Origin of the sequence: Sphingopyxis fribergensis, from assembly GCF_000803645.1 — a bacterium.
Taxonomy (GTDB): Bacteria; Pseudomonadota; Alphaproteobacteria; order Sphingomonadales; family Sphingomonadaceae; genus Sphingopyxis; species Sphingopyxis fribergensis.
Genome location: NZ_CP009122.1, coordinates 3,009,145 through 3,027,441 on the forward strand (window position 1 = coordinate 3,009,145; position 18,297 = coordinate 3,027,441).

The following is an 18,297-nucleotide window of genomic DNA, read 5'->3' on the forward strand; positions in this document are numbered from 1 at the left end:
CCGATTGGAGGCGATTAAATGGCCGGTGCTTTAAGCGGACTTAAGGTTATCGATATGTCCCGCTACATCGCGGGGCCTTTTTGCGGACAACTGCTGGGGGATCTTGGCGCGGATGTGGTGAAGGTCGAGCGCATCGATGGCGGCGAGGAAGGACGGCGTGTCGGCGAGGCGATCGCGGGAGACACTTTTTTCTTTCTGTCTGCCAACCGAAACAAGCGTGGCTTCGCCGTCGATTTTCGCGACCCCGAATGTCAAGCCTTGCTTGCCGATCTCGCGGCGCAAGCCGATATCCTGGTCGAGAATTTTCGCCCGGGGACGCTGGAATCAATGGGCATGGACTGGGAAAGCCTGCATGCCCGCAATCCTCGTCTCATTCTGGTCCGGATCACCGGTTTCGGACAGGACGGACCGTTGGCGCAGCATCCATGTTTCGACGGGGCAGCGCAGGCGATCAGCGGGTTGATGTCGATGACGGGTCAACACGACGGACCGCCGACGATGTCCGGCGTGTTCGTCTGCGACTATACGACGGCACTCTACGCGACGATCGCGGCCTTGGCCGCGGTCCGCGCGCGCGACGAGACCGGTGTCGGGCAGGTGGTCGAGGCAACGCTCATGGATAGCGGCCTGGCGCTGATGACTACCGCCATTCCCGAATATCTCGTGAACGGCGAGTTGCCTCCGCGGCTCGGTAATCGCGACCGCTATCTCGCGCCCTCCCACTGTTTTCGCGGTCGTGACGGCGGCTGGGTCTATGTAGTCGCGGGCAATGATCAGCATTTTCACCGCTTCGCGGCCGCGATGGACCAACCCAACATCGCGCAAGACCCGCGCTATGCGACGTTCGTTGCCCGAAACACCAACGTGGACACGCTGGAAATCCTGATCAACGATTGGGCCGCACAGCATGATAGCGCGGATATCCTCGCCAAGCTGCACGCGGCGGACGTGCCTTGCGAGAAAGTCGCGACGATCGCCGATGTCGTCACCAATCCGCAAGTTCTTCACCGCCGACAGATCGTCGATGTGCCGCATCCAATCGCGGGATCAGTGCCCTTTCAGGCGCCCGCATTCAAAATGTGGGGCACGCCGACCGAAATCAGCCGCGGTGCGCCAGGGCTCGGCGAACATAGCGGAGACGTGCTGAAGGAATGGCTCGGCTATTCCGACGCGGACATCGACCGGCTCGAGGAGCATGGGCGGATCTGAGGGAGGTTTCAGTATGCTGCACCCCGAGCCCGCCCAAAAGGCCTGGAATCCCGATGCGATCAGGAGTGACTTCCCATTAATCGCGGGTTTGTCGGGGTATGGAAGGATCACATATCTCGATAATGCGGCGTCGGCACAGAAGCCACGCAGCGTGATGGACAGTATGACCGACGGTGCATTCACCCGTTATGCCAATGTCCATCGTGGAGCCCACCGGCTTAGCGGCCTCGCGACGGCGAGCTACGAAGGCGCGCGCGCCCGGCTGCAGGCCTTTTTGAACGCTCCGGGTGCAGAGCAGGTCATTTTTACGAAATCGGCAACCGAGGCGATCAATCTCGTGGCATCAGCCTTTGCCGCGATCGTTGCACCGGGGGATGAGATTATTGTCTCCTCACTCGATCATCACGCCAATCTGGTGCCGTGGCATATGCTTCGGGAACGGCGTGGCATCGTCTTGCGCTGGGTCGATCCTGACGCATTCGGCAATCTCGATCCCGCCGCTTTCGCTGACGCCATCACGCATCGCACGCGCCTTGTGGCGGTCACGCACATGTCGAATGTTTTCGGGGTATTGACGCCACTCGAGGCAATTGTTCGGCTTGCCCATGAAAGGGGCGTTCCTGTGCTCGCAGATGGAACCCAAGCCGTAGTACACCACGCAATCGACGTCTCGGCTCTCGACGTCGATTTCTATGCTCTCACCGGCCACAAACTTTATGGGCCGACGGGCATTGGGGCTCTCTATGCCAAGCCAGGCTGGCTCGAGCGCATGTCGCCAATGCTCGGCGGCGGCGAGATGGTCGCAACAGTAGGTCGCAATCACGTCGAATATGCGCCCGCGCCGCACAAGTTCGAAGCCGGAACGCCCCCAATTCTCGAAGCGATCGGACTTGTCGCTGCGCTCGACTATATCGAGAGTGTGGGACGTTCGAGTATCGCGGCCCACGAGGCCGCGCTTGGTCGCCACGCGCGGGCCCGATTCGCGGCTATTCCGGGCATCACCGTCTTTGGCGATACCGAAAAGCCCGGTCCGATCCTGACGTTTGCCTCTGCCAGCGCCCATGCCAACGATATAGCGGCAATCCTGGACGGCAAGGGCATCTGCGTCCGTGCCGGAGCGCACTGCACTCAACCGCTTCATCAAATGCTGGGCTTCAGTTCGACATGCCGCGCGTCGTTCGCCATGTACAGTACGCTGGCTGAAGTCGACGCTCTGGCCGATGCGGTCGACGAGGCGTTGACAATTCTAAAGTGAGATCAGCCGACTGCGGCGCACGCACTACTCGCCGCCAATCCAGGTCCGAACGACCTCAATGTCTTCGGAGAGGTGCACGATATCCGCGCGAGCGTGCGGCGCCAGACACCCATAGGTGCCAGCCAGCCCCAGTAAAGCCGCCGGCGTTGCGCTCGCCATCTTGCAGGCGTCCGCAAGTTCGACGCGCATGCTCGAAACAGCGTTCCGAACGGCCCGAGCCATGTCGAGGTCCGAGCCCGCCAAGGTTCCATCTCTCGAACGCAATGCGCCCCGATCGCGAAAAATCTCGGTCTCGCCAAGCAAAAATGTATCGATATCCGTGCCGACCGTCGGCATGGCATCTGTTACGAGCATCAATTCGTCGGGACCCTTTGCGCGGAAAGCGGCCCGCATTGCAGTCGGGTGAACATGGTGCCCATCGGCGATCACGCCACAGATCAACGAAGACGCCAATCCAGCCCCTGCGGCACCCGGCGTGCGGCTAGCTAACGGTGGCATAGCGTTGAACAAATGCGTGATAGCCTGTAGCCCTTCGCTGATCGCGCGGTCCATATCCTCACTTGTCGCCAGCGTGTGCCCGGCAGAGACAATGACGCCCCGAGCCGTCAATTCGGCGATGAGATCGGGCGCGACCGTTTCGGGCGCGAGGGTCACGAGCGTCTTCCCCAAACCGAGCGAGGAAAGCAGATTCACGGCCCGCTCGTCCATTTTGCGGATTTTCGAGGCGTCGTGGATGCCCTTCTTTTCGACATTCAGAAAGGGGCCTTCGATATGGATTCCCAAAATGCCGGGAATACCGATCGCGATCGCGCCGCGCACCGCGGCTATCCCGCGCTCGATCACGTCGAAATCATCGCTGATGAGGGTCGGAAGCATTGCGGTGGTCCCGAATTCCCGGTGCGCCTCCGCGATCGCCCTTATCCCGTCGATCGTCGGGGATTCGTTAAACAGCACGGCGCCCCCGCCGTTCACTTGCGTATCGATAAAGCCTGGAACGAGCATGCCGCCGCCCAATCGAACCGGATCAAACCCAGTCGGGACGCGACTATCGGATACGACATCGACGATCGTCGGTCGGTCGATCAGCAATGCGTGATCTGTTCGCCATCCGCTTTGCGTGAGAATTCTCGCGCCGATCAGAGCCTTTCTTGTCATATCGTTTCGGTTACTTTCTTGAGCAACGGCGGCGTATCGGGATCAAATCCCCGTTCAATCGCGAGTGCATTGGCAAAGCGGTAAAAAGACTGGATCATCGCGATCGGCGCTGTCACCGGATGCATATCTGCGACGACGGGCAACTCGATGGCACCCTTTCCAACCGCTCCGGCTCCCGCCACGATCGCTCCCTTTTCGACGAACAAGCCAAGCAAGGCGTCCATCCCTGCCCGGGCCTCGTCGAGCGGCGGAAAGACCAGAATAGGGAAGTTACGATCGACAACCGCCATCGGGCCGTGCGCTACCTCCGCCGTGCTGAAAGCTTCCGCGTGAATTCCGCATGTCTCCTTAAACTTCAACGCCGCCTCGAGCCCGATCCCGAATGAAGGGCCGCGCCCCAGGACGAAAAGGCTGCGTGCCTGCGTGAAGGGCGCCAGAGCCTCGTCCCATGACGCGGCCCAAGCGTGGCTCAATTGATCGGGCAGCGCAGAAATGACGGGTTCAAATGCTTGTCGGTCGATGCATTCGGACATGATTTGGGCGAAGGCTGCAAGCGTCGCGATGAAGCTTTTGGTTGCTGCGACGCTTCGCTCCGGTCCAGCGCGGAGCGGCATGACGATGTCAGCGAGACGTACAAGAGGTGAGTTTTCGTCATTGACGATCGCGATGACGATCGCCCCAGCCTCTCTCGCCACCTCGGCGGACGCCAGCAGATCGGGGCTCTTCCCCGACTGCGACACGACAATAAACGGTTGCTCCGCCATATGCTCCATAGGTACGCGATATACCGAACCCATCGACGGTGGGTGCGACGATACCGTCTTGCGAAGACGCGTCTCGAAGAGGAATTTTCCATAAGCGGCAGCGTGATCCGAACTGCCGCGGGCGCAGGTGAAAATCGTGTGCGTTGCGGGGCGCATTAGCAGCTTCGCAAGTTCTTTCGCCAACACGGCATTTTCCGACAATTGCTTGGCGACGATCTGGCCTGCCTCGCTGGCCTCGGCAAACATCAGGGTGGAGCTGGGGTGCGCGGCTGGCTGCATGTTAATACCTGTATAATACCAGTTTACCTCCATCCGCAAGCCAGATATATTCGCGGGCATGACACATCTGCGCGACATGCTTTCGAATTTCCTCGGCGACCGGCTAATCACCGCTGAAACCGCTCGCATCGCCTATACACAAAGCGAAGGGCACCATCCGGGTGAGTTACCGGCACTGGTGGCCCAGCCGGTTTCGATCGAGGAGGTTTGCCAGCTCGTCCGAGCTGCCTCGGCGCAGGGCGTCCCGGTTGTGGGCTATGGCGCCGGCACGTCTCTCGAGGGGAACGCCGCTGCCCTCACATCAGATACGCTCGTCATAGACTTTTCGCGCATGAACGAGATCGTAGAGATTGCGTCGGAAGATTTCCTCGCCGTGGTCCAGCCGGGTGTCACGCGAGAGCAGCTCAACGAACAGCTACGCGCCACAGGCCTCTTTTTCCCGGTCGATCCCGGGGCCAACGCAACGATCGGCGGGATGATCGCGACCCGCGCGTCCGGAACGACGACCGTGCGTTATGGCAACATGCGTGACAACCTGCTGGCCCTCAAGGTCGTTTCGGCAACCGGCGAGCTGATCCGGACGGGTACACGGGCCCGCAAATCGGCGGCTGGCTATGACCTTACGCATCTCTTCGCGGGATCCGAAGGCACGCTGGGCCTGATCGTGGAGGCGACCCTGCGCCTTCACGGGCAACCCGAACAGATCGTTTCCGCAAGCTGGGATTTCGCCAACGTGAAGGGTGCGGTCGATACAGTGATCCAGACCATCCAGTCCGGGGTCGCCATCGCACGCATGGAGCTTCTCGACACGAGTGCCATGATGGCGTGCAACCGTCAGAGCCATCTCGGCCTTCCCGAATGTCCGACCCTCTTTCTGGAATTCCACGGCTCCGGTCCCGCCATTGCCGAGCAATTGGAAATCGTTCGCATGCTCGGAGACGCCAACGGCGGCGGGACGCTGAGATCCGCGACAGCGTCGGAAGAGCGAAACGCGCTGTGGAAAGCGCGGCATCATCTACTTTGGGCATCGCGGTCGATGATTCCCGAGGCGCAGGCCTGGATCACCGACATCTGCGTTCCCATTTCTCGATTGGCCGAAGCCATTTCGCGCGCGCAAACGATGATCGAGGAATCGGGACTTTTCGCTCCGATTTTGGGTCATGTCGGCGACGGGAATTTCCACGTGTTCTTCATTCTCCATCCCGACGACAAGCTCTCGTGGCAAAAGGCGTCAGTCATCAACGACGCCATGGTAGACCACGCGCTCTCGGTTGGTGGGACCTGCACAGGTGAACATGGGATCGGCTTGGGCAAGCGCGACGCATTGCTGCGAGAGAATGGCGCAGCCGCCGTCGAGGTCATGCGGCAACTCAAGCAGGCACTCGATCCGCAGGGCGTCTTCAATCCCGGCAAGATATTTGCGGCATAATTCCGGCCGCCCCAACCGGGCTGGGAGTGGATCGGCGGCATCCGCTGGGTCGCAACGGCCAGGCCGGCATCATGCGGACTGTGCTAAACCCGCAGCAAAAGACCGCGGCGCTGAAGCGGTACCAGAAACAACCTGCAAATTGTTACCGCAAGAACCGCAAATAGCACCGACGACCACATGGCCGACAGACCGGCCTCCTGAAGCCCCGCGAGCAGGTGGTCCCGAATCCGCTCCTCGCCACCCGGCGGAAGGCGCAGCAGGGCGATCAGGAGCATATGGATCACATAGATGGTCAGCGCTGCCTGGCCGACCGCGATGAACTGGTTTGCCCAATTATACGGTTGCAGCAGGGGCCATGCGGCGTGGGCCACAGCATAGGCCAGCGCGCCGATCCCCGATGTCACAAGCACGAAGCTCGCAGTCCACAAATTTTTGTTGATCGGGACGATGGTCGCCGCCAACAGCCCGGCCAGTACGAGAATGGCGCCGGCGAACGCGAGGCGCCGGATGTGCCTTGGTGCACCGGCCCAACGCGCGAGCGCGATGCCGAAGAAACCGCTCGCCATCGAGGGCAACGTGGACAATACACCCTCGGGATCCCAACTGCCGCGCAATATCAGTCCCGGGAGGAATTGCCGATCCAGCAATCCGCTAATTCCCGTACCGGGAGCGAGGCTGGCAACATTGCTTCCCGCACCTGTAGCCAGCAGCACGAAAGTATGCGTCGCGATGACTGCCAACGCGAGCCCGAGCGGAATGAGCGCACCGCGCCCAATGGAGATGATTGCGGCGCAGGCGAGGTACACGATGGCGATGCGCTGCAACACGCCTGTCCATCGCAACTGCCCCCAGTCAAGTTCGGGGCGCAGGCACCAGTTGAGCGCGACGCCGATCGCAAAGAGCATCGCGCCGCGCCGGACAACCGCGACCCATGCCATCGGCCGCCGACGTCCATCAAGAGCCAGCGATGTGGAAATGCCGACAATGAGCAGGAAAATCGGAAAGACGATATCAGCAAGCGTCAGGCCGTGCCAAGCGGCATGTCGGAGGATCGCGGGCCCCGCGGCCGTCTGAAAGTTGACAAGCAACATCAGCATCACATCTGCTCCCCGCAGGAAATCGAGCGGCAGGTCGCGGATGCGCGCCGATTGAGTCACGGCGCCCGTCGGTCAGAGCCGACGCATGGTGTCAGGCAGCTCCGTGACATCGGGCCATTTCATTCCTACCCGAGCGCCGCGATTGCCTTGGCCAATATTCCGCCGTGATCTTTGAGAAGTTTGGCGGACTCATTTGGACTATTGCCCATGGCGATGAGGACCGCCCTAGAGATACTGTTTTCGCCCCGTTCCAGGGCATCCACGGCATCATCCTCGGAACATTTTGTAAGCATCTGCACGATTCCGGCCGCGCGTCGCTGCAACTTCGCGTTCGAGACGACCATGTCGACCATCTGGCCGCGATAGACCTTGCCGAGCCGCAACATGATCGTCGTCGAGATGATGTTGATGGCAGCTTTCTGGGCCGTGCCTGCCTTCATGCGCGTCGATCCGCTGATGATTTCGCTTCCGGTCCCGAGGAAGATGGCGTGCTGCGCAGCCTGAAGGACCGGAGTCGACGCATTGTTGGCTATCGCGATTGTCAGCGCCCCGCGGACGCGTGCATCCTCGATGGCACGCAATGTGAATGGAGTGTGCCCGCTTGCTGCCACAGCCACTACAACATCGGTCGCGTCGACAGCATGCTCGGCGATCTGCCTCGCGGCATCAACAACATCATCTTCGGCGCCTTCAGCGCTCTCGACGAGCGCCGGGAGTCCACCCGCGAGGAGATAAAGCAACCTCTCCTGTGGCCAGCCGAAGGTCGGCGTCAGTTCGACGCCGTCCTGAACTGCCACGCGGCCCGATGTTCCAGCGCCGACATAGATCAGGCGCCCTTGCGAAGATAAAAGCCTTTGCGCGGCCGCTTCGCACGCCGTGGCAATCGCCCCTGCCTGGCTGTTTAAGGCTTCGATGGCTTCGCGTTGGCCTTCGATCATAGCGGTTACGGCATCAACCGTTGGCCAGTCGTCTATTTCGGCGTAGCGTGGGTCGACCGCTTCAGTACCCGGCATCTATAACTTCCTTGTTCGCGTTGCCGATGAGGCAAACCAGCGTTGAAACTGTCACGCCAACGCACAAGTGCCATGGAAAGGCGATTTTCTTGAGTGCTTCGGGCAGGCCTAGTACATCGATCGTGAACGGTTGAAACAGCATGACGACGACGAAGCCCACCGCCAAGGCCGCGATGACCGACGCCGTCGACCCGCGCTTTGAAAACACCGCTGTGATGTAGACCCCCAGCAGTCCCGAATAGGCGAACGCCATCACTCCGAGGACAAATTCGAGCAGCGGAATGTCGCTGTACCGCTGCCAATAGAAGCAGACGATGGACATCAGGAAGAGGAGAATGCCCAGAATTACTGTCGCAAGACGCCCAGCAAGGATGAAGTGCCGTTCGTTGCGCGGTCCGTTGCGCTCGACGAAAGGGCGGTAGAAATCGTTGATCGCTACGGCGGCCATCGAGATCAGTCCGGAATTGATAGCGGCGGCGGCGATGACACCAACAGTTACGAACCCGCGCAAGCCCGGCGGGATTTCGCTCAGAATGAAGCTCATAAAGACGGTGATCTTTTCACCTTGGAACGTCGGTGCGATCTGTCCCGGGATGGTCGTCATCAGGTCGGGGCGTTCATAGAAGATGTAGAGCAGCGAGCCGATGAAGAGAAAAATTAGGATGACAGGGATCGATGCCAGCACAGACCAGTAGAGGGCGCGGCTGCCCTGTCTCGCCGAATCGCAAGCGAGCAAGCGTTGCGTCGTATCTTGGTCGAGACCCGAATTCGCCGCGTTAATCAGGACCATTCCCGTCACCGCTGCCAGAACCGAAAAGGGCGTGGCGAGATCGAGTGTCCAGTCAAGGACTTGCAACTTGCTCGCTCCGGAGGGAGGGTATGCAAGCGCAGTGTAGATAGCGGTGGCCGGCGCGGGAATCTTAGACAGTAGGAACAGGACGACGAAGATTGCCGCTCCGACGTAAAGCACGACCTGGACCAGATCGCTCCAGATCACAGAATTGAGGCCGCCCATGAAGGTGAAGGCAAGGCCGAAGACCAGCAAGACGAATGAAGCGACGATAATATGCTCGGGCGCAACGTCGAGGAATAGGATCATCGAAACGGCAATCGCGGCAAGATAGAGCCTAGCCCCACTGGCAAACACGCGCCCGACCAGATACATCGCCCCGGCCGCGCGCCGCGCGGTCGGGCTGAACCGGGCCTCGAGCAGTTCGTAGACGGTGGTGGCGCCCATCGCGTAAAAGCGCGGCATCAGGATGGCGGCGACGAGCCAAGCGCCGATCAGCGCGCCGATCACGCTGGTCAGATAGGTGTAATTTCCCCGGAAGCTATTGTCTGGAACGCCAAGGAAGGTGGCTGTCGATTGCACGGTGGACAGAACAGACACCGCTACAAGCCAGGTCGGCGCACGATGGCTCGCCAGAAAATAGTCGTCCGCATTTTCCATGTTGCGCCGCGTTGACGCATAGCCAGCGATGGCGAGGACCAAGACATATCCGATCAGGATCGACCAATCCAGCGACGTGAATTGTAGCGTGTGCATGTTGTCCCCCGGCGCCAATGGGCGCGATTATCAGACCTAGGTACCCGTCTGAGGAACCGCGCCCCGGGCAAGTCGTCCTGCTGGCATGGAGGCTAAGTGTCCATAAAGCCTCCAATCACGCCCTCACCGCCTCAGGGTCACAGAGAAGCCAAAGGTGGTTCCCAGTACGTCATAGGTGTCCGGGAATGTATTATAGGCTCCTGGATTGACCGGCAGCGGCGGCTTCTTATCAAAGAGATTGTCGATACCAAAGGCTAGGGTCAGCCCCTCCACGGGCGGACGAACTGCCAAGTTCAGGTCGAAATAATCATAAGCGGGAATCCGGCCGACGCTGCCCGCCGTCGAATCGCGAACCGATCCGATACGCCTCCATCCAAACTGGACCGTCAACGGTTTGCTATCCCAGGTAATCGTAGCACGCGACCGGAAGTCAGGCGCAACTAGCGTCACCAAGTCCGACGAACAGGCGGCTCCATAGGTCCCCTTGCAATTGACGGGCGTCAGAGCGGCGTTGCGCTGAATCGAATATTTGGTGACGATGCTCGCCGTATAACCGAGAGTGAGCCGACTCTCCGGCGGGCCGAAATCGAGATCGAACCCATAACGGAAATCGATGTCGATGCCCTGCTGCTTGATGAGCGCAAGATTTCGATCATCGACGAAGGCATTCAAGATGTAACCAGTGGTCGGATCCCGGGTCACCGCGGCGCACAGCGGATTGCCCGGTGTCGGGTCGGTGATGTAGCAGCTCGTGAGCGCGTCGACGGGCTGGATCTGGCCGACCGCATTCCGAATATCGATCTTGTACCAATCGACCGATAGGTTGAGACCGCGCAGGAAGGTTGGGGTGAAGACGCCGCCAAGGGTATATGTCTTGCCTCGTTCGGCTTCGATGTTTGCGTTGCCGCCAAAGAAATAGCCACCCTGCAGATTTGCGGGGTTGTTGGAATCATAGGGGCCCCGATACCCTTGCGCGGTACATTGCGCGATCGTCGCCGAATTGGTCGCACCCACGCACGGATCCCCGGCATAACGCGGGAAAAGACGGGCGACCGTCCGCAGGTTGGCGAAAGGTATCGAAAAGACCGGGTTGGCGAATTCGCCGATATTGGCGTCCCGGATGACGGTCTGACGCGTACCGCGTAGCCGCAGGTCGTCGGAGACAATCCAATTGATCCCAAGCTTGTTGGTATCGTAGCGCCTGTCGTCCCCGACCGATTTTTCATACCAGGATCGGCGATATGCACCTTCGACGGTAAGCTTCTGGACCAGCGGCAAATCCGACAGCAGCGGGACAACCAATTCGCCGAACAGTTCATTCACCTTGACGAAGGGCGGGACAAGTGGCGCCGATTCGGTGCCTTGGTTGAACGATGTTCCAAGGTCGGCACCGTAGACGAACCGGCCGGTTTCGCGTCGGAATTCATAGCCGGCGGTGAATCCGATCGGCCCGGCCCATCCAGCGAAGAAGTCGCTCGTATCACCTGAAACATATGCCGAGGCCACCTGCTGCGTTCGCTTGCGGTCGCCAAAGTTGAAATCGCGCAGCACGCTGGTGAAGTCGCCGCCCGGCCCGAAGATATCGGTCGTGTTGACGAGCCCGGCAAAGGCGGAACGCGTACCGTCGCCCTTGACGACGATCGATTCCTTGGACCGACCATATTGGTAATAGGCGTCCCAACCGATCGCCGGCGTGATGTCACCGCGCAGCCCGATCAGGCCCTGAATGGTTTCGCGATTGTTCTGCGCATAGGTCACGCCGAGTTCGCCGAGCGAGCGCCGGACGTTAACGGTAGCAAAACCGTTCACGAAGGTCAGTCGTGCCCGCGCCTGAGGGTCGAGGAACGGATTATTCTCGGCAATCTGGACGTTGATCCCGTTCGCTCCGGTAGTCGGAGGATTCTGCCCTGACCGGCTACCGCCGCGCGTCCGCAGGTCGGAATACATAACGCGACCATAGAGCTCGACATTATCGAGCACGTCATATTTCAGGAACGCGCTCGCATTGATGCGCCGCAACGGCTGGACGAGCAGGAAATCGGGCGTGTAGTCGGTCGATTGCGGCGTAAGCGTGAAATTGCCCGAGGCGTCGTAGGAAAAGGTCCGCCCGCTCGCGACGTCGGTGAAGTTGCCCCCGATCGGCAGCGTCGCAACGCCGCGGCGCGCGAAGTCGCGGTTCCCGGCAAGAAGCGAATCTCGCTCCGTATATTCGCCGTATACGACCAGATTTCCCCGACCACCCAGTGACAGACCGCCCATTACATGGCCGCCGAACTGCGAAGCACCGCCGGCCACCGCGCGATAATTGGCGTTCGCTTGCCACCCTTCGAATGAATCGTCGATGATGAAGTTCACGACCCCCGCCACGGCGTCAGCACCATACACCGCCGCCGCGCCGCCGGTGAGCACGTCTACGCGCTTGAGCAGGGGCGCCGGGATTGAGTTAACATCAACCGCGTTTCGGAAACTGAACGGAATGGCGCGAGTCCCGTTGATCAGAACGAGTGTGCGGTTCTGCCCGAGATTGCGCAAATCGAGGGTCTGCGCACCGAATGCGTCGCTACCAACCGATGTCGAGTTCACGCCGCCCGCGAGCTGCGGCATCTTGACCGAGAAATCCTCGATCGTGACCGCCCTTTGAAGCGATATCTGCTCACCCTCGACCGCGCTGATTGGGCTGGTGGAGGTCAGTCCGGGCGTACGGACGCGCGTTCCGGTGACGATGATATCCGACTCCGCGCGTGCCTCGCTCGTTGCGCTACCGGATTCTTGCGCAAACACGGCACTTGCTGACATGAGCGCAATCGATGAAGCTATCGCCGATCCGCACCGCAGGAATCCGCCTTTTATCTGGCCCATTTTGCTCACTCCCCTCTTCAAAGTTATCCCGACTATAACACAGTTATATACCATTTCAATACCAATAGGCAGATGCGCCCTCATTCCGCGTACCGCACAACGGCGGCGTGACCTCGTGGGCAGCAGCTAAAAGGGGGCGGCCATAGCCAGCCGAAATCATTTGCGCTGTTGATCCGATTCGCGATCGAGCATTCAAAACACCTCGAAATCCTCGACTGCAGAGCAGAGTTCGCGCGCGCGCCGACAGGCGGTTTCGTCATGCAATGGGCCTTGCGCCGGCAAGTGGAGCTTTTAAAAGCCGACGTGGAGTTAATACCAATCGTGTGCCGAGCAACCAGCCGACCGCTATGGCTAGGACTTTCGCAATGAAATCTGGATCAGACGCGCGGTGGCAATTAACGAGGACGGATCATTCACCTCTCGCTCCAGTCTTCGCTCGATATCGTCTAGCGCCAACTCATCGGCGATGCCTTGGCTTATATATTTGCCACGGACCTCCTTGAGGCCGAGCAGATAGAGCTGCTTGTACCGGGGCCTAGAAATCACCGGCTGCACGAAACGGATCTCGGCGGCGCTGTCGAGCGCAACCGCCTCGCTCGCCAAGTTCAGGCTCGACGAAAAATTCTGGCCAAGCGAATCGCCAAGCTTTCGGTAGAGATCCTCAACTTCCTCGATAATTCCAGTGCCCACTAATGTCCTTGCAGTGCCGATGTCGGGCTCCTCGAATATCAAGCGCGCTCCGGATCGCATGTTGGCGAAAATTCTGCCCAGCAGATCGATGCAATCGCGATTGTGACCAAAGACGAACCGGCCGTAGATCAGGTCGTACCCGGAAAGCTGCTCCAGATAATCCTTGAGATCCCCAACTCGATACTCGATGTTGGGAGAAGGATTTTCCCGTTTAGAAGTGTCGATCTGCGATGGCTCGCGGTCAATGCCGACTACGTGCGCCTGTGAGCCAAAGTGGCGCGCGAGACGGATCGTGGTGTGCCCTACACCGCAACCCACGTCTAGGATCCGTGACGGTGCGGGCAAGGAAACACCTGAAAGGATATGCGACGATGTGACCGCGTGAATCTCGTCAAGAACGGCCAACCTTTCGACAGCTGACTGCCCGACCTTCAAAGCATATTTGGACATATGGACTCCCCGTAACATCTGCTCATAAATCGTCCCGTTCTGGCCACCGATTGCAAAAGCTGGTGGATGTGATCAATATGTTCGGGATAAGCTGGGGCCTCCGACTGAACGGCGTGGGTGCCTTGCGGGCTTGCGGCTCCACCGTTATCATCTCTCGATTTCATGCGTGGAAGCACATCGTTACTATGTTTCCCGTTCGCCGATGTCCGATCTATGCGCGTTATAGCGTCCTTCAGGCCACAGGAAATGAAAATATATCCCGTCTCCCCTATCCAAAGATACTGCCTGCTCGTTTCTGGGCGAAAAAATTACGGTGCTGACATGAATGTCGGAGCCTGCCTCTACTTCCCTGTAGATCTGGATTCGAGTATCGTTATCAACCGTGTCTCGAAATGTCTGGCATTTCATCCAGCTCTGAACGCTAGGTTCGAAATTTCCCAAGACGAATGCATTTATCAGTCCATAGATGATACTGACAATTTCATTGAATACCTAGATTCCTCATATGAGGTAAAGAGCCTCATTGGGGATGAGAGCATCTTTCAGCACTATCGGGAGTGGTATGCTACGAGAGGCGTATCGCGAAATCATGCCGATCTGGTGAGCGGCGTCGTTTCCAGGAACAAGCATATCGAATATGCTCTATACGATGAGATACCCCGAAGAGTTTCGATTATTGGATCGCCGTTAGACGGGTATACTATCTGCCTGAGCTTCCATCATGCGATGTGCGACGCGACATCGGTTTCGATCCTGCACCAATATCTGAACGATTATATCTTGGGGGTGCCGTCGTGTAGCGGCATGCAGCTTGAATTTCTGGATCGATGTGTAAACGAAGATGAGCGATTGCCCTTGGTCCAATCGCGGCAATTGCAATATTGGGAGCGATTACTCTCCTCTTCGAAAGACGAATCCAATGCCTCCCTCATCGATAGGGAAGCGAGTCTTTGCCTTTCTAAAGTCATACATTCTTGCGATATCAGAAGCATGTTCGGATCGAGGAAGGTTACACAGTTTCCTCATCTTTGCGCACTTTATGAAGGGCTGGAAGCGGTAACCCGAATAAGCAGACGCAATATTATATCGACTATAGACAACAGGCGATCGGCGGAAGATTCCCGGATAATCGGATGCATGTTTCGCCATCTGATCTGGTGTTTCCCCGAAGGAGCTGACTCGAGCAGGGCCGCATTGCGTAAATTCCTCGTTGCACAGGCAATGCGTCATTATCAGAATGTTGATGTAACCCTTGATCTCATCCTAGAAGCCTACAGCACTCAACAAGGCCGATTTCCGGCTCTGGATGCGGGGTTCAGTTTTCGGATTGCCGGGATGGTCAAAACCGACGTCTTGTCGAAGTCCGAAATAGTTCCGCAATATATCGATGCTTTGTACGAACGGCTGAAAATCCACCTTCATGTGGTGATTGATGGGGACTTGGCCACCTCATACTTAGTGTATAACAAGGAATTCGTAGCTCCCAACGAGCTGGATATATTTGAAAAGAGATTCACCCATGCCTTGGATCATTTTAAAGGTGTGGATTGAAAGTTGTGTTTCCGACTTGTTATACATAGGTGTGACCGATGTTGACCTTGCTTGATGCGGTTTGCTGTGCCGGTTCTCGTGAGACTCAGAACGACGACATGTTCGGGTTTACACCCCGTCGCGCCTTTGTCGTCGATGGGGCAACGGATTTGGTCGACACACCTTTCTCTGGCGCGGCGAGCGACGCCTCCTGGCTCGCCAAGCGCGCAACCGCCGGGCTCTCTGTGTCGGATTCCGAGCCGGACACAAGGAAAGTCATTCGCGAAATTTCCAATGCTGCAGCGAACGAATGGCTCTCGAAAACGGATGGAGCTGATATCCCTCTGTGGGCCCAGCCGTCTGCGACCATGTTGGTGGTCAGCGAGATCGAGGGCGCGATCGAGATTACCCGGCTTGGTGATTGCTCCGCGTATGTTTTGGATTCGAATGGCGTTCGCTCATTCACAAGCCAGAGCAAAGCCGACGAGGAGCGCTCGGTCCGAAGCGCCGGCGTCACGGCGCGCAATAAGCTCGATTTTGAGCAGCGGCCGCAGATTGAACTCCTTCGAAGCAGGCGAATAGCGTCCGTCCGCGCCGCGCATGTTTTTGGTTTGGACTCGGCTTGCGGCGACAATGCATTCGTCGAACGCATGCCGGTTGATCGACCGGCGCATGTGCTGGCGATGACCGACGGCTTTTCAACGATTATAGACCTCTATGCACGGTATACTGGTGCCTCGATAATAGCGGCAGCCTTGGAAAGGGGGCTGACGAGCATCGTCGACGAAATACGCACTGTGGAGACGAGTGATCGTACAGGGCTGGAATTTCCAAGGTGGAAGACGTCGGACGATGCAACCGCTGTGTTGCTGCGGATTGATTGAGGCGACGCGGGCTCAAGTTTGGCTAACGCCCAGATTTCGCTTACAATAGATCGCAACTTGCTGGGAGATCCGGCGCAGCTTCACCCGTATCAGCCATGCTCGTGTTCTTTGTGGTTGGTGGCGGTCGTCCGTGCCGACATAAAGAAGCGGGCATAAATGAGCAGAGCCAAGCCACTCAGTACCGCGGCGGCGAAGAAGGGCGCTCCTGGCCATGACACGCTGCCGAAAATCGGATCACTTCCAACAAAGGCCTTGAAAAGCTGTGTCATTACGAGTGGACTCACGATTGATGCGACGGCAGTGATAGAGGACATCGATCCCTGCAGAGCGCCTTGAGATTCGCGCTCGGTTCTCCTGGAAAGAACAGCCTGAAGGATCGGAAAAATGGTTGTGCCCGCGGCCATGACGAGGATTAGCCCCCATATCAGCGTTTCGTTTGAAGAAAATGAAAGTCCCAGATAGGCAAGCGTGACGCAGGAAAGTGCGGCAATGCCAGCGACTTTAGATCCGAACAGGCCCTCCATATGACGCGGGAGGACGATTTGGGCCAAAGCAATGAAAACGCCGTAGATAGCCATCGAATATCCGATTGTCGTAGCATTCCAGCCCAGATTATTGATCGCATAAAATGCCCATATGATCGGCAGCGCCTGGAAAGACACTTCGACCAGAAAGAAAACAATGAATAGCGATCCAGACGATGACATAAAACTTGTCGAGAAACGCATAATCTTCCGGGTGCCTTCATCTGTGTTTTGACGAATATCGTGGCCCGAGAGGGTTTCGGGAAACAGAAAATATCCTGCAATCAGCGTGGCCGTTGCAATGCAGGCGGCCACCCAAAAGGGAGCTCGCACCCCATGGCCTGCGGCGAGCCCGCCGAGCAATGGCCCCAAAATAAGTCCCAGTCCGATCATGGCGTGCAATACACCGAACTGCTTTACCCGTTCTTCCGGTTCGGTGACGTCGGCAACGCTTGCGGCGGCAACCGGATATGTCGCACCGAGAGCGCCGGAGAACAGTCGGCCAACGAAGAGCCACAAAAGGGACGGCGCAATAGCCATAAGAGCGTAATTGACCGCCAAGCCGCCGATCGCAGCAAGCAGAACGGGTCTCCGCCCTAACCTGTCGCTTAGATGTCCGACAACCGGAGAGAAAAGGAACTGCATTGCAGCATAGGAAAAAAGAAGCCATCCTCCAATCGCACTCGCTTCGCCGATTGAAGCGCCGGTGAGCTCAAAAATTAGCTCCGGCATGACGGGCAAAATGATGCCCAGCCCCGCGAGATCGATCAATATAGTTGCAGAGGCGAACCCGACGACGCGCCGCGATCGTTGGCGGATGTCTTTCACGCTCCTAGCCGCCGCTTCGCTTGGCGGACAATCATGCGACGGGGTGTGCGGATGAAGGCCCTGCGCTCATATTCGATCTCGGTGACGGCAACATCGCCGAACGGCAGGCGACGGGCCAAATGCCTCCAGGCGATCTGCGCTTCCAGCTTGGCAAGATGTACGCCAATACAGAAATGGCGCCCGGCACCGAAGCTCAACGGCGTGAGGCTTCTTCGATAAGGGTCGATCTCGTCCGGTTTGTCGAAGACGCAGGGGTCTCTGTTTGCGGCCGCGAGGACGGCGATTACCATGCTTCCGCCTTTGATGAGATGCTCGCCAAGTAAAATATCCTCGGCCGCCACACGTCCGGTCATATGAATCGAGGGAGAAAGCCGAAGGAGTTCATTGATAACCCTCTCGTCATGCAGATCCGATGCGGAAAGCGATTTGTCTACGATGTTGCTGAAGCCGGCACCGATCAGATTGACCGTCGTGTCGATGCCAGCCGACAGGACAAAAGCGATGTTCGAAATCGCCTCCTCGATCGATAGAGTCCCATCCTCAATAGCTTCCCGGATGTTCGAAAGCGCGTCGTCCGGCGTTGAAATCCGTTCCAGAACGCTGGCAATGCACCGCGACAGTTCGTCGTAACTTCTTTCAGCCGTCACGAGCTCCTCAGCCTTGGCGTTTATCGGCTCGAGAAATATCACGCTATCAGAGGTGAAACGCCGGATAATGTCGCTATCGCAATCTCCAATGCCCAAAATGGCCTTAATCGTGTCCGTTGCCACGGGGAGCGCGAAGTC

Annotated in this window: 14 protein-coding genes and 1 pseudogene; 6 read left to right on the plus strand and 9 right to left on the minus strand. The window is 58.3% G+C overall.

Annotation, left to right across the window (positions count from 1 at the left end):
* Positions 1-54 precede the first annotated feature (54 nt).
* Both SKP52_RS13935 and SKP52_RS13940 read left to right on the plus strand, forming a co-directional pair.
* Positions 55-1,209, plus strand: coding sequence for a CaiB/BaiF CoA transferase family protein (locus SKP52_RS13935; RefSeq protein WP_160292419.1), 1,155 nt, complete (start codon positions 55-57; stop codon positions 1,207-1,209).
* A 13-nt stretch (positions 1,210-1,222) separates the two neighbouring features.
* Positions 1,223-2,464, plus strand: a complete 1,242-nt coding sequence (locus SKP52_RS13940) for a cysteine desulfurase (RefSeq protein ID WP_039581079.1) — start codon at positions 1,223-1,225, stop codon at positions 2,462-2,464.
* A 24-nt stretch (positions 2,465-2,488) separates the two neighbouring features.
* Here SKP52_RS13940 and nagA read toward each other — a convergent pair whose 3' ends face one another.
* Both nagA and SKP52_RS13950 read right to left on the minus strand, forming a co-directional pair.
* Entirely contained in the window at positions 2,489-3,619 is a 1,131-nt protein-coding gene (nagA, locus tag SKP52_RS13945; protein ID WP_081997373.1) for an N-acetylglucosamine-6-phosphate deacetylase, read from the minus strand.
* Positions 3,616-4,629: an SIS domain-containing protein gene (locus SKP52_RS13950; RefSeq protein ID WP_081997374.1), complete on the minus strand. Its 1,014-nt coding sequence runs from the start codon at positions 4,627-4,629 to the stop codon at positions 3,616-3,618. The genes nagA and SKP52_RS13950 overlap by 4 nt, the downstream gene beginning before the upstream one ends.
* Positions 4,630-4,720: 91 nt before the next feature.
* Between SKP52_RS13950 and SKP52_RS13955 the strand changes: the two genes are divergently transcribed.
* A complete protein-coding gene (locus tag SKP52_RS13955) occupies positions 4,721-6,091 on the plus strand; it encodes an FAD-binding oxidoreductase (RefSeq protein ID WP_039575622.1) in 1,371 nt (456 codons plus the stop codon).
* Between the two features lie 83 nt (positions 6,092-6,174).
* On the opposite strand, the gene SKP52_RS13960 is transcribed toward SKP52_RS13955, so the two are convergent.
* From SKP52_RS13960 to SKP52_RS13980, 5 genes are all read right to left on the minus strand, one after another.
* Positions 6,175-7,248 (minus strand): acyltransferase family protein, encoded by a 1,074-nt coding sequence (locus tag SKP52_RS13960; RefSeq protein WP_052208310.1) that lies wholly within the window; start codon positions 7,246-7,248, stop codon positions 6,175-6,177.
* Positions 7,249-7,313: 65 nt separating this feature from the next.
* Positions 7,314-8,201 (minus strand): N-acetylmuramic acid 6-phosphate etherase, encoded by an 888-nt coding sequence (locus SKP52_RS13965; RefSeq protein ID WP_039575624.1) that lies wholly within the window; start codon positions 8,199-8,201, stop codon positions 7,314-7,316.
* A complete protein-coding gene (locus tag SKP52_RS13970) occupies positions 8,188-9,747 on the minus strand; it encodes a sodium:solute symporter (protein ID WP_039575628.1) in 1,560 nt (519 codons plus the stop codon). The genes SKP52_RS13965 and SKP52_RS13970 overlap by 14 nt, the downstream gene beginning before the upstream one ends.
* Before the next feature lie 123 nt (positions 9,748-9,870).
* Positions 9,871-12,528 carry a TonB-dependent receptor plug domain-containing protein gene (locus tag SKP52_RS13975; RefSeq protein ID WP_228383651.1) on the minus strand — a complete coding sequence of 886 codons (2,658 nt, stop codon included), beginning with the start codon at positions 12,526-12,528 and terminating at the stop codon, positions 9,871-9,873.
* Positions 12,529-12,957: 429 nt separating this feature from the next.
* On the minus strand, positions 12,958-13,746 hold the full coding sequence (locus SKP52_RS13980; protein WP_039575630.1) for a class I SAM-dependent methyltransferase: 789 nt from the start codon (positions 13,744-13,746) through the stop codon (positions 12,958-12,960).
* A 246-nt stretch (positions 13,747-13,992) separates the two neighbouring features.
* On the opposite strand from SKP52_RS13980, the pseudogene SKP52_RS27470 reads away from it, so the two are divergent.
* The 3 genes and pseudogenes from SKP52_RS27470 to SKP52_RS13990 all read left to right on the plus strand — a co-directional run.
* A pseudogene (locus SKP52_RS27470) lies at positions 13,993-14,514 on the plus strand (condensation domain-containing protein); the annotation flags it as partial.
* Between the two features lie 369 nt (positions 14,515-14,883).
* A complete protein-coding gene (locus SKP52_RS27020; RefSeq protein ID WP_039575632.1) occupies positions 14,884-15,297 on the plus strand; it encodes a hypothetical protein in 414 nt (137 codons plus the stop codon).
* A gap of 38 nt (positions 15,298-15,335) precedes the next feature.
* Positions 15,336-16,160: a protein phosphatase 2C domain-containing protein gene (locus SKP52_RS13990; RefSeq protein WP_039575636.1), complete on the plus strand. Its 825-nt coding sequence runs from the start codon at positions 15,336-15,338 to the stop codon at positions 16,158-16,160.
* 89 nt (positions 16,161-16,249) lie between these two features.
* On the opposite strand, the gene SKP52_RS13995 is transcribed toward SKP52_RS13990, so the two are convergent.
* Together SKP52_RS13995 and SKP52_RS14000 are read right to left on the minus strand one after the other, a co-directional pair.
* The gene (locus tag SKP52_RS13995; RefSeq protein WP_148309131.1) at positions 16,250-17,455 is read right to left on the minus strand and encodes an MFS transporter; all 1,206 of its coding nucleotides are present in this window, start codon (positions 17,453-17,455) and stop codon (positions 16,250-16,252) included.
* Positions 17,456-17,508: 53 nt separating this feature from the next.
* Complete coding sequence (locus tag SKP52_RS14000) at positions 17,509-18,282, minus strand: cytochrome P450 (RefSeq protein WP_148309132.1); 774 nt, start codon at positions 18,280-18,282, stop codon at positions 17,509-17,511.
* Between the last annotated feature and the right edge of the window lie 15 nt (positions 18,283-18,297).

Excerpts from the sequence above, each read along its gene's own strand:
- SKP52_RS13970 (WP_039575628.1), bottom strand. The coding sequence starts at position 9,747 with ATGCACACGCTACAATTCACGTCGCTGGATTGGTCGATCCTGATCGGA.
- SKP52_RS13990 (WP_039575636.1), top strand. The coding sequence starts at position 15,336 with ATGTTGACCTTGCTTGATGCGGTTTGCTGTGCCGGTTCTCGTGAGACT.
- SKP52_RS27020 (WP_039575632.1), top strand. The coding sequence starts at position 14,884 with ATGTTTCGCCATCTGATCTGGTGTTTCCCCGAAGGAGCTGACTCGAGC.
- SKP52_RS13935 (WP_160292419.1), top strand. The coding sequence starts at position 55 with ATGTCCCGCTACATCGCGGGGCCTTTTTGCGGACAACTGCTGGGGGAT.
- nagA (WP_081997373.1), bottom strand. The coding sequence starts at position 3,619 with ATGACAAGAAAGGCTCTGATCGGCGCGAGAATTCTCACGCAAAGCGGA.
- SKP52_RS13965 (WP_039575624.1), bottom strand. The coding sequence starts at position 8,201 with ATGCCGGGTACTGAAGCGGTCGACCCACGCTACGCCGAAATAGACGAC.
- SKP52_RS13980 (WP_039575630.1), bottom strand. The coding sequence starts at position 13,746 with ATGTCCAAATATGCTTTGAAGGTCGGGCAGTCAGCTGTCGAAAGGTTG.
- SKP52_RS13950 (WP_081997374.1), bottom strand. The coding sequence starts at position 4,629 with ATGTTTGCCGAGGCCAGCGAGGCAGGCCAGATCGTCGCCAAGCAATTG.
- SKP52_RS13955 (WP_039575622.1), top strand. The coding sequence starts at position 4,721 with ATGACACATCTGCGCGACATGCTTTCGAATTTCCTCGGCGACCGGCTA.
- SKP52_RS13940 (WP_039581079.1), top strand. The coding sequence starts at position 1,223 with ATGCTGCACCCCGAGCCCGCCCAAAAGGCCTGGAATCCCGATGCGATC.